This window comes from Methylobacterium sp. GC_Met_3, assembly GCF_026540775.1.
Taxonomy (GTDB): Bacteria; Pseudomonadota; Alphaproteobacteria; order Rhizobiales; family Beijerinckiaceae; genus Methylobacterium.
Map to the genome: position 1 here is coordinate 1 of NZ_JALNUL010000090.1, position 9473 is coordinate 9473.

16 protein-coding genes are annotated in these 9473 nt (G+C 66.7%); 4 read left to right on the top strand and 12 right to left on the bottom strand.

All coding sequences use genetic code 11. The features are described 5' to 3' along the window. Positions 1–383 precede the first annotated feature (383 nt). From argC to OXS27_RS30770, 7 genes are all read right to left on the bottom strand, one after another. Positions 384–1334, bottom strand: a complete 951-nt coding sequence (gene argC, locus OXS27_RS30740) for an N-acetyl-gamma-glutamyl-phosphate reductase (protein WP_267361452.1) — start codon at positions 1332–1334, stop codon at positions 384–386. Between the two features lie 165 nt (positions 1335–1499). Then, a complete protein-coding gene (gene rpsI, locus OXS27_RS30745) occupies positions 1500–1985 on the bottom strand; it encodes a 30S ribosomal protein S9 (RefSeq protein WP_243918978.1) in 486 nt (161 codons plus the stop codon). A 2-nt stretch (positions 1986–1987) separates the two neighbouring features. After that, entirely contained in the window at positions 1988–2449 is a 462-nt protein-coding gene (gene rplM / locus OXS27_RS30750; RefSeq protein ID WP_007565855.1) for a 50S ribosomal protein L13, read from the bottom strand. Between the two features lie 212 nt (positions 2450–2661). Then, the gene (locus OXS27_RS30755; protein WP_267361475.1) at positions 2662–3225 is read right to left on the bottom strand and encodes a CoA-binding protein; all 564 of its coding nucleotides are present in this window, start codon (positions 3223–3225) and stop codon (positions 2662–2664) included. A 56-nt stretch (positions 3226–3281) separates the two neighbouring features. After that, positions 3282–4568: a nucleotide sugar dehydrogenase gene (locus OXS27_RS30760; RefSeq protein WP_267361459.1), complete on the bottom strand. Its 1287-nt coding sequence runs from the start codon at positions 4566–4568 to the stop codon at positions 3282–3284. A gap of 167 nt (positions 4569–4735) precedes the next feature. Then, positions 4736–4873 (bottom strand): hypothetical protein, encoded by a 138-nt coding sequence (locus OXS27_RS30765; RefSeq protein ID WP_243918982.1) that lies wholly within the window; start codon positions 4871–4873, stop codon positions 4736–4738. A gap of 6 nt (positions 4874–4879) precedes the next feature. Next, on the bottom strand, positions 4880–5056 hold the full coding sequence (locus tag OXS27_RS30770; RefSeq protein WP_243918983.1) for a hypothetical protein: 177 nt from the start codon (positions 5054–5056) through the stop codon (positions 4880–4882). Positions 5057–5498: 442 nt separating this feature from the next. Between OXS27_RS30770 and OXS27_RS30775 the strand changes: the two genes are divergently transcribed. Beyond that, positions 5499–5786, top strand: a complete 288-nt coding sequence (locus OXS27_RS30775; RefSeq protein WP_267361462.1) for a hypothetical protein — start codon at positions 5499–5501, stop codon at positions 5784–5786. Positions 5787–5919: 133 nt separating this feature from the next. Here OXS27_RS30775 and OXS27_RS30780 read toward each other — a convergent pair whose 3' ends face one another. The 3 genes from OXS27_RS30780 to OXS27_RS30790 form a co-directional block, all read right to left on the bottom strand. Further along, the gene (locus OXS27_RS30780) at positions 5920–6159 is read right to left on the bottom strand and encodes a hypothetical protein (protein ID WP_267361464.1); all 240 of its coding nucleotides are present in this window, start codon (positions 6157–6159) and stop codon (positions 5920–5922) included. Positions 6160–6284: 125 nt separating this feature from the next. After that, positions 6285–6440 carry a hypothetical protein gene (locus tag OXS27_RS30785; RefSeq protein WP_267361466.1) on the bottom strand — a complete coding sequence of 52 codons (156 nt, stop codon included), beginning with the start codon at positions 6438–6440 and terminating at the stop codon, positions 6285–6287. A gap of 115 nt (positions 6441–6555) precedes the next feature. Next, positions 6556–6789 (bottom strand): hypothetical protein, encoded by a 234-nt coding sequence (locus tag OXS27_RS30790; RefSeq protein ID WP_267361468.1) that lies wholly within the window; start codon positions 6787–6789, stop codon positions 6556–6558. A 193-nt stretch (positions 6790–6982) separates the two neighbouring features. Here OXS27_RS30790 and OXS27_RS30795 point away from each other — a divergent pair, with 193 nt between their 5' ends. From OXS27_RS30795 to OXS27_RS30805, 3 genes are all read left to right on the top strand, one after another. Further along, entirely contained in the window at positions 6983–7288 is a 306-nt protein-coding gene (locus OXS27_RS30795; RefSeq protein WP_243918994.1) for a hypothetical protein, read from the top strand. Positions 7289–7617: 329 nt separating this feature from the next. Beyond that, a complete protein-coding gene (locus OXS27_RS30800) occupies positions 7618–7863 on the top strand; it encodes a hypothetical protein (protein WP_243918996.1) in 246 nt (81 codons plus the stop codon). A 352-nt stretch (positions 7864–8215) separates the two neighbouring features. Next, positions 8216–8506: a hypothetical protein gene (locus tag OXS27_RS30805; RefSeq protein ID WP_267361471.1), complete on the top strand. Its 291-nt coding sequence runs from the start codon at positions 8216–8218 to the stop codon at positions 8504–8506. A 504-nt stretch (positions 8507–9010) separates the two neighbouring features. On the opposite strand, the gene OXS27_RS30810 is transcribed toward OXS27_RS30805, so the two are convergent. Both OXS27_RS30810 and OXS27_RS30815 read right to left on the bottom strand, forming a co-directional pair. Further along, the gene (locus OXS27_RS30810) at positions 9011–9187 is read right to left on the bottom strand and encodes a hypothetical protein (protein ID WP_243924769.1); all 177 of its coding nucleotides are present in this window, start codon (positions 9185–9187) and stop codon (positions 9011–9013) included. Positions 9188–9192: 5 nt separating this feature from the next. Further along, a partial coding sequence (locus OXS27_RS30815) for a hypothetical protein (RefSeq protein ID WP_267361473.1) occupies positions 9193–9473 on the bottom strand: 281 nt, incomplete at its 5' end.

A 9473-nucleotide genomic window follows, 5' to 3' on the forward strand; every position in this document is an offset into this window, starting at 1 on the left:
CCTGCGCGTCGGCGCTGGCGAGATCGTCGGCCGGCGGCAGGGTCGGGCCGGTCAGGCGCCGCAGCAACGGATTGCCGTTGGCCCGCACCCAGCCCAGGACCGAGCCGCGGGGGTACAGAGCTTTCAGCTGCGTCACGCGATCAATCTCACCAAGCCGCTCCCTCGGCCTTCCCGACCCGCTGCGTGGATCCTGACCGACCGACGAACCGTGCTTGTCTCAGGGCGGATCGGGCGCCTTCGCGCGGAGGCGCAGACCCGCAGCGGAGCGCGTGCCGTCGTCAGGCACCCGCCCTATCGGATCACCGGCACGCGGTAAACAAGCCGCGTGGCCATCGGACGGCCACCGGCGCCGCTTCGTTGCATCGAACCGGGACGCGCGATCCTCAGCCGTCGAGGCCGAGCATCAGCCCGATATTCTGCACCGCCGCCCCGGAGGCGCCCTTGCCGAGATTGTCGAGGCGCGCCACCAGCACCGCCTGCCCGTGCTCGGACGAGCCGAACACACGCAGTTCCAGCCGGTCGGTGTCGTTGAGACCCTCCGGCTCGATCTTCTCGCCCTGCGCCCCCGTGGCGGCGCCCGGCACGACCTGCACCAGCGGCCGGTTGGCGTACCAGTCGCGCAGCGCAGCTTCCAGGTCAGCGGCCGTAGGCTTGCCCGGTAGCGCGTCGAGATGGAGCGGGATGCTCACCAGCATGCCCTGCCGGAAATTGCCCACGGACGGCACGAAGATCGGTCGCCGGGCGAGCCTGCTGTAACGCTGTAGCTCCGGCACGTGCTTATGGGCGAAGCCCAGCCCGTAGAGCAGGAACGGCGCCGCCGCGCCCTGCTCGTAGGCCTCGATCATGCTCTTGCCGCCGCCGCTGTAGCCGCTGACCGCGTTGACGCTGATCGGATGATCGGCCGGGATCAGGCCGCCCTCCACCAGGGGCCGCAGGAGCGCGATGCCCCCGGTCGGATAGCAGCCGGGATTGGCCACCCGCCGGGCGCGGGCGATCGCGGCGCCCTGCTCCCGGGTCATCTCGGGGAAGCCGTAGCTCCAGCCTTCGGCCACGCGATGGGCGGTGCTGGCGTCGAGGATGCGGGGTCCGCCGCCCGGCAGGCTGTCGGCGAGCGCCACCGTCGCCTTAGCGGCCTCGTCGGGCAGGCACAGCACGACGAGATCGACCTCGGCCAGAAGCGCACGCTTCGCCTCCGGATCCTTCCGGTGTTCCGAGGCGATGCTGCGCAGGGCGACCCGCCCGTCGCGCTCCAGGCGCTCGCGGATGCCGAGACCGGTGGTGCCGGCCTCGCCGTCGATGAACACGGTGGGCTTTCTCGCGCCGTCGCCAGCCATCGTCCGTCTCGCTGTTGAAGTCTCATGCGCCGCCCGAGTCGGGCACGGTTGTTCAGGTGATCGCGCTGCACCATCGTGTCAACGGCCGCGCGGAACCGTCAGAAACGCGAAAGGGCGGTCCCCGCAGGAACCGCCCTCTCCGTGACACCGGTATGACCGGATGTCTTAACGCTTGGAGAACTGGAAGCTGCGGCGGGCCTTCTTGCGGCCGTACTTCTTACGCTCGACCACGCGGGCGTCGCGCGTCAGGAAGCCTTCGCGCTTCAGCGGCGCGCGCAGCTCCGGCTCGTAGTAGGTCAGCGCCTTCGAGAGGCCGTGGCGCACCGCGCCGGCCTGGCCCGAGAGGCCACCGCCCGCCACCGTGACGTTGATGTCGTACTGGTCGATGCGGCCGGCGATCTCCAGCGGCTGGCGCAGGATCATGCGCAGCACCGGACGGGCGAAGTACACCTCTACCGGACGCTTGTTGATCGTGACCGTGCCGTTGCCGGGCTTGATCCAGACGCGGGCGACCGCGTCCTTCCGCTTGCCGGTGGCGTAGGCCCGGCCCTGGGCGTCCAGCTTCTGGACGTGGACGGGGGCCTCGTTGGCGGGGTCGGCCGCGCCGGTATTCGCCCGGTTGAGGTCGGCGAGGGACTGCAGGGTCGCCATGATCAAGCGCTCACGTTCTTGCGGTTGAGGGCGCCGACGTCGAGCGCCTGCGGCTGCTGGGCGACGTGCGGGTGCTCGGCGCCCTTGTAGACGCGGAGGTTGCCGAGGATCTGGCGGAAGAGCGGGCCGCGGGGCAGCATGCGCTCGACGGCCTTCTCGACCACGCGCTCGGGGAAGCGCCCTTCGAGGATGAACTTGGCCGTGCGCTCCTTGATCCCGCCCGGATAGCCGGTGTGGTAGTAGTAGCGCTTCTGGACGTACTTGCGGCCGGTGAACTTCACCTTGTCCGCGTTGACGACGATGACATGGTCGCCGCAATCGACGTGGGGCGTGTAGGCGGCCTTGTGCTTGCCGCGCAGGCGCATCGCCACGATCGACGCCAGACGGCCCACGACCAGGCCCTCCGCGTCGATCACGATCCACTTCTTGTCGACCTCGGCGGGCTTCAGCGAGGTGGTCTTCATAGCCAAATCCCAGGGGTTCCGACGCATCCGACCCCGACCGGCGGGGCCGTCAGGCATCGGGGTGCCGAAAAAGGAGCCGCCGCGTGGGGGACACGCGGCGGCGGTAGCGGGTGCATAGCGGGACCCGCATGTCGGGTCAACACGGAACTGATTTTTTCTCGAAAATCCAGCTCTCCAAGTGGTTTAGCAAATGGGGTATCACAATACCGCATTCACTCGCTGCGCCGGCCCCGCTCGGCGATGGTGAGCTTCTGGACACCCTTGGCGGCGAGCACGGGCTTGCGCGCGGTGAGGATCCGGGAATTCACCCCCGTCCAGCCGATCTCGCCCGAGAGCCGCCCGTACTCGATCTTGGGGCAGCGGTTCATGATCACCGTGAGGCCCTGGGCCTCGGCCCGGGCGGCAGCCGCGTTGTCGCGCACGCCAAGCTGCATCCAGATGATTCTGGGCAGGGGCGAGAGCGCCAGCGCTTCGTCGACCAGCGGGCCCGCAGCGGCGGAATTGCGAAAGATCTCGACCATGTCGATCGCTTGGCCGCCCAGGGAGGCCTGCGCCTCGGCGAGCGTCGCCGCGACCCGGCGGCCAAGCAGGTCCTGGCCGGCGAGGCCGGGATTGACCGGGATCACCGCATAGCCCCGGGCGAGCAGGTATTTCAGCACGATCCAGCTCGGGCGGGCAGGGTTTGCCGAGGCGCCCACCAGCGCGATCGTGCGCGTGTCGTTCAGGATTGCGCGGATCCGCACGTCGGGGTAGCGCACATGCCGGTCGGCAACCATGCCGGGTTCGTCGCCTGTCGCCTGCATGGCGTGCCTCCTCCGCTGCGCGACCCGTGCTACAGCCGCCAGACCTCGAAGCCCAGCCGCGCGAAGGTCGCCCGGTCGTGGAGCGCCTTCACGTCCACCACCAGACCCCCGGGCCGCAGCCGCGCGGTGATCGCTTCCGGCCCCAGAGCGGCATAATCCCGATGCGGGACGGCGATCACCACCGCGTCCGCCGCGCTGGGCAGGTCGTCCCAGTCGACCAGCGCGAGCCCGTACTCGGCCCGGGCCTCCGCGGCGCTGGCGCGGGGATCGTGGACCGCGACGGTGCAGCCGAAGTCTTCCAATTCCCGCACGAGGTCGGCGACCTTGGAATTGCGCAGGTCCGCGCAATTCTCCTTGAAGGTCAGGCCGAGCACGATGACACGGCCTCCGCCCGGCCCCCCTCCCCCGCGGACGATCCGCTTGACCGTCCCGCGGGCGACGTGGGCGGCCATGCTGTCGTTGATGCGCCGCCCGGCCAGGATCACCTGCGGGTGGTAGCCGATCATCGCGGCCTTGTGGGTGAGGTAGTAGGGATCGACCCCGATGCAGTGGCCGCCGACGAGACCCGGGCGGAACGGCAGGAAATTCCACTTGGTGCCGGCCGCCTCGAGCACCTCCAGCGTGTCGAGGCCGAGCTTGTCGAAGATCAGCGACAGCTCGTTCATGAGGGCGATGTTGAGGTCGCGCTGGGTGTTCTCGATCACCTTGGCGGCCTCCGCGACCCGGATCGACGCGGCGGCATGGATGCCCGCCTCGATGATCGACCCGTAGAGCGCGCCGAGCCGTGCCAGCGTCTCAGGGGTATCGCCCGAGACGATCTTCACCACCCGGGCGAGGCTGTGCTCCCGGTCGCCCGGGTTGATCCGCTCCGGGGAGTAGCCGACGAAGAAATCCGTCTTCCAGCGCAGGCCGGAGGATTGCTCCAGGACGGGGATGCAGATTTCCTCGGTGGCGCCGGGATAGACGGTGGATTCGAACACCACGGTCGTCCCCGGCCGCATGTGCTGTCCGACCAGCGCGGCGGCCTGGATCAGCAGATCGAAATCCGGCCGCTGGGCCGCGTCGACGGGGGTCGGGACCGTGACGATGATGACGTCGACCGCCGACAGCGCGACGGGATCGTCGGTGATCGTGAGGTGTCGGGCGGACTCGAACGTCGCTGCGTCGACTTCGCCCGCGGGGTCGCGGCCGGCGCGGTAGGCTGCCACCTTGTCGGCGGATCGCTCGTAGCCGATCGTTGTCCGCATCCGGCCGAAGGCGAGGGCCAAGGGGAGCCCGACATAGCCCAGGCCGACGACTGCCACGCTCTCTGCCACGCCGCATCCCTCAGCGGACGCCAGAAGCTCCAATCACCGTGCCGCCCGCCCGGCGCGTATAGGGAGGACATGCGCCCGCGTCGATCCGAATCGCCTACGATGGCGGTGGGCAGCCCAATCGTCCGTGTTGACCGCACGCTTGAAGCGCCCGCCCGGTGCCCACCTTCTCAGCCGTCCGTCTCGACGTGCTCATCCCACTCGATCCGGCGGGGCCGGATCGCCGGCACGGCCGCGCCAATGCCGATCCGGACCGCCGTTCCCACGATGGCGATCGCGGCGCAGATGAGAAGGATGGTGTCGAGCACGGTGTTTCAGATCAGGGATCGGCCGGCACGGTGATGCCGGGCGGCGCGCTGGCGGGCGCGCGTGTTGTGGAGGCGCCGCATCTGTTCCTGAAGGAGCAGATCCTCGTTCACGGGATGAACGGCCGTCACGGAGCGAAGCGGGGCTTCCGAGCGGTCATCGCCCTGGGGATAGACTGGTTTCATTGCCGCCCTCCTCAGTAGTCTCTACGCATGAGCTTAGCCATTTGTAGATCAATTGCAACCCTGCCGGCCGAATAGGCCGGGCGGATCGCGGAGCAGGCGCGGTTCAGCGTTCCGTGACGGGTCTGAACGTGTGGGTGCCGAACCGCAACGTCCACGCGCTCTATTGTGCCGGCCGCCGCGGGGGCGCGGTGATCCGTTCCGCAGCCTCGGGATCCCTGGGCGATGCTGCTCGCCCAGCCCCTCCGGCGCTACCGCCTGGGATGGAACCTTCCGATTGCGCCCCGGATGCTGGAACATCGAATCGAAGCTTGGCCTTCATCCGAAGTGCTAAGATTTGTGTTACAGGCAAACCTTTCCGTTAACCGGTTCTTAACGCTTTGATCCTATCTCTTGGGTGAGGGCCGACCGCTGGGGTCCGCTCCCTCTATCGGGCGAGATTCCGATGCTCTTTGTCGTCGCGGCAGCGCTCGGTGGTGGTGTGGCGACGGCCGCCCTCCTGGGTCCGGTCAGTCCACTCGCGGCGCTGATCACCGCCCCGTTCATCGCCAGCGCGACCGCCCTCCTGGCCAGCTTCGCTGTGGCGTGGAGCCGAAGCCGCAACGCCTCGGAAAATCAGGTCTCCGACCTGCAGACCGACGCGATGGTGGCGGCGCTTCGGACGTTGGCCGAGCAGGCCAAGCCCGCCGCTCCGGCCCCGCGGACCTCCGCCGAGCATCACCGGGTCGCCTGAAGCGCAAGAGCGCGTCGCGTCAAAGACTTGGCGGCGACAGCTACGAGCCTCGCCCGATCGCCGCGCGACTGGGCTCGCCACTCCGGTTACGGGCGCTCGACGATCGTAGCCGGGCCGCCGATGGCGGCTTCGATCACCCGCCCGGTCGCGATGCGGCAGCGGAAGGCGTCCGTTCCCCATGACGCGGCATGCGCGCGCCCATCACGCGGACATAGGCGGCGCGCGCCATCAGGCGCTCGGCCAATGCGCTGCCCGGATGCCGGCATGCCAGCGCGCGGGCCGTATCTTCCATCGTCTCCGGCTCGACGCCCCACTGGAGCTGATCTTCCGCAGAGACGAGTAATCTCCAGAACGGGATGAATTCGTCCGACATTGGCACAGATTCCCGGGTGACTGTTGTACTGCCGGGTTCATTGCAAATATCGGTGCGATCCTCGGGTGTCCCGCCGCCGGAGTCCGCCCGGACCGGGCGCCCGAAACCGCTCAAGCCGGCGCGGATCAGGCCGCCAACGCGAACGTGGCGCCCGCGAAGCCGAGACCGGCGAGGAACAAGCTCCCGCCCATCACCTCGAGAAGGGCGCGGTAGCGCGGGGACCACAGGGACCCAGCCGCCATGCAGGTGCCGGCGACGACACAGAATATGCCAAACGACATCATGGTGGCCTCCGCAGTTTACCGCACCTCGACAATTACGGCTGCGGATCGACCCGGTTCCAGCGCGTGCAAATTGTCGACAGCTTAATCCACCCATCTTGCAGGCGGCGCGCTTTCAGCTCAAGCGCAGCAGGTCGGCCACGGCCCGCATGGCGTTGATCGTCTCGATCCTGAGAACGGCTGTGATCAGCCGGAAGGTCCTGTACGCCTTGAGGACGGGCCTCATCGAGTCGTCGGCGGTGCTGCGGATCGCGAGTGCCGTGTCGATCAGAAGGATCTCCACGAGGGCGGCGCAGGCTGGATCGAGCCACTGCCGCGAATCGATCTGAATCGATCCGTCTCTCGCCACGATCCGGCTGCCCGATCTGGTTCCGACGCGCCGCTCGGCCTCTCAATACGGCCCGCCCTACAGCCTGCCCATGGCTTTTCCCGTCCGGGGAATACTGATGTCCACAGCGCGGCAGATATGACGCATGTTAGTGACTAGTCGTGGGCGTTATGCGAAGTTTATGACCAGTCTTCGTGTGTGCGTAGAGAACGATATGATTGAGGATGCGCCACGGGCCGCCAAGGAATTCCACGTCGGCGCGCGCGGTGACCGGTATGCGTTGACGCGAGATCTGAAAACCGGCCAGCCCTACGTGCTGCACCGACCCGGCGAGGACGTGCCGGAGGTTCAGCTCGACCTCGGCTCGTTCCTCGTGCTGTTCCGCGGCCAGGAAAGGGACGACCTCCTGCACCTGATCGCGTCGCTGCTGCCGGACGATGAATCCGCGGTGGAAACGCATGCCGATCCCGTGCGGCCGGCTCGGTTCATGGCGCGCTGGCTGCCGAATCGGCAGGACTGATTGGTCAGGATCCAAACAGCGCGACCACGACACTGATGCGCGAGCCGCCTGCGATCGGCGCAAACAGAGCCAGAACCGAGATCAGGAGGATGCGCGTGATGGCGGCGTTCTCTTGCCCGCTTGGCCGGCGGATCCGGTCGCCGCGGCGGCTCCCAACGAGGGAGGATGGATCGGTTCTCGGGCGGGACGAACACCGGCGCCCTTTCGAAGCGTGTGCCGCGGTGTGACTCCAACACCCCACGCGCGCAGATGTGTCGTCACCGCGACGATCGCCCGCTGACCAATCGCGTCCTGCTGCGTTGTCCCACCCGAAACGCAGGAGACAGCGCATGGCCTACGTGACGATCGAGAAGGACGGCGAGCCCTGGATGCTCTGCCATTCGACCCATGCGGGCGAGATCGAACGGCAGATCGAGACCGCCCGGGCGAAGGCGCCGACGGCGACCTTCACCCAGCGACCCTCGACTCCGATCGAGAGCCAGCACTGCGCGGACGCCATGGATGCGCAAGAGGGCGTGGTCGAGGACCCGTTCAAGTTCTTCGCCTACCAGGTCGTCGATGACTCGATCGCCTGACAGTCGAGCCGGCGTGACGACCGGCGCCCGCTGAGAGCGCTCTCCGCCGAAGTGGCACCGGTTCGGCGCGCGAGAGAGCCTTAAGACAATGACTTAGAGCCGCGCCGAACAGGCCGGGGGCCTCCCGAAGCGGGCGTTGGACCTCGCGCGCCGCGGCGACGGGATCCGACGCTGGCCTTGATGCTACGAGAACTCTCGCGAGCACAGCCTCGCTTACGCGATCCGGAAGCCCTTCCTTGAACGCTTATGTCGAGATCGGACCGCGCCGACGGCTGAACGCGCGGATGGCGGAGGCACCGATCTGCTGCCCGGCGGCGCGCTGAGGCTCCTGCGTCCCAACAGCATGGGCTACATGCCGGGCGTGACGATGGATCAGGCCAGTGCGATGCGCGAGAGCAAGGCCGATGGCGCCGGGTGGGCGGCTCGCGAGGCCGCTCGGAAGACGTTCGAGGGGCAGCAGGCCGAGGCGGATAGCTTGCGGGCCAGCGGCGCCCGGGTAGCTTCCGCAGCTTCACGGGCCGGCGTCGTCGCGATGCCTCAGATCGAGAACAACGGCAGCGTGGTCGTCAACGTTCACGAGCCGGGCCCAAAGACACGGGTGGCCACGACGGCCAGCGGGAAGCTGTTTCAGGACGTCGTGTAGCGGAGCGGCGCGCAGATGCGGCGGGCGGATTGAGGTTCGCGGAACCGTCTGCCCGTTCACGTGTCTACCTAGTACCCCAAGCGAAGAGACACCTATGCCCGCCCGGCCCAGTGCCGTGGCGGGTTTTTCGTCTTGCTTAGACTAGGAATGCAGCTTTGACACGTTTTACAGTCTCATATGCGGCTAGCACGGGTGAGATCACCACCAAACATCAAACCAGAAGATCTGCCTTTGAAGAAGCGCGCGAGTACATCCGCAAAGGTTACCATGACGTAACGGTGATGGATTTCGGAACTGGTAGTCGCAGTAGCGAGAGAGAGATCAGGATAAGGCTCGACCGTGTTGATGAGTTTTATCGCGACAGCTGGTCGAAATGATATTCAGGCGCCATGGCAGCTAACGGAAGGCACGGCGCACCAACCTGTTCCACAATATCATGCGGCGCCACGGGCGGCAGATGGTGAAGGCAAAGAAGACTTCGTATCCGCCGCCCCTCGATAAGGACTAAGCATCTTTGGAGACGGAGATTCTGCTGATAGCCATCTCGTCAGCAATAGCGCGATCTATGGCCTCGATCTCAGATTGCACATTCCGAATGCTCTCCTGCTGATCGACGAGTCTGCGACGGTCCATCACCATCTCATCGCGCAGTTTTTGTAATGCATCGAGCGGGCTCAGCATAATACTTATCCTTTTCGCGTTCGCGGCGTTGCACTTGATCCCACCCTATGAGCCGAGCCTCTCTCTTTTAGGTTTGCATCTCGCGCCAACCGCAGTGATTTGAGACGCACGGTTCGCTCGTCAAAATCGACTTGGCTCGCTGTTGTCTCGTCACGAATAGTCTCGGCATTCGCTTTAGAAATTTCTTCTCTTGAGCTCGGCGTCTCTAGTTGTCCACGGATATTGAAGGGCACACGGGACATTGCAGAAACCCCATAATCACCTGAATTATATAGGTGGTGTCTAG

What these genes read in the sequence shown, in the direction of transcription:
- argC (WP_267361452.1), bottom strand. Translation starts at nt 1,334, where the DNA reads ATGGCTGGCGACGGCGCGAGAAAGCCCACCGTGTTCATCGACGGCGAG.
- rpsI (WP_243918978.1), bottom strand. Translation starts at nt 1,985, where the DNA reads ATGGCGACCCTGCAGTCCCTCGCCGACCTCAACCGGGCGAATACCGGC.
- rplM (WP_007565855.1), bottom strand. Translation starts at nt 2,449, where the DNA reads ATGAAGACCACCTCGCTGAAGCCCGCCGAGGTCGACAAGAAGTGGATC.
- OXS27_RS30755 (WP_267361475.1), bottom strand. Translation starts at nt 3,225, where the DNA reads ATGGTTGCCGACCGGCATGTGCGCTACCCCGACGTGCGGATCCGCGCA.
- OXS27_RS30770 (WP_243918983.1), bottom strand. Translation starts at nt 5,056, where the DNA reads ATGAAACCAGTCTATCCCCAGGGCGATGACCGCTCGGAAGCCCCGCTT.
- OXS27_RS30775 (WP_267361462.1), top strand. Translation starts at nt 5,499, where the DNA reads ATGCTCTTTGTCGTCGCGGCAGCGCTCGGTGGTGGTGTGGCGACGGCC.
- OXS27_RS30780 (WP_267361464.1), bottom strand. Translation starts at nt 6,159, where the DNA reads ATGTCGGACGAATTCATCCCGTTCTGGAGATTACTCGTCTCTGCGGAA.
- OXS27_RS30785 (WP_267361466.1), bottom strand. Translation starts at nt 6,440, where the DNA reads ATGTCGTTTGGCATATTCTGTGTCGTCGCCGGCACCTGCATGGCGGCT.
- OXS27_RS30795 (WP_243918994.1), top strand. Translation starts at nt 6,983, where the DNA reads ATGATTGAGGATGCGCCACGGGCCGCCAAGGAATTCCACGTCGGCGCG.
- OXS27_RS30800 (WP_243918996.1), top strand. Translation starts at nt 7,618, where the DNA reads ATGGCCTACGTGACGATCGAGAAGGACGGCGAGCCCTGGATGCTCTGC.
- OXS27_RS30805 (WP_267361471.1), top strand. Translation starts at nt 8,216, where the DNA reads ATGCCGGGCGTGACGATGGATCAGGCCAGTGCGATGCGCGAGAGCAAG.
- OXS27_RS30810 (WP_243924769.1), bottom strand. Translation starts at nt 9,187, where the DNA reads ATGCTGAGCCCGCTCGATGCATTACAAAAACTGCGCGATGAGATGGTG.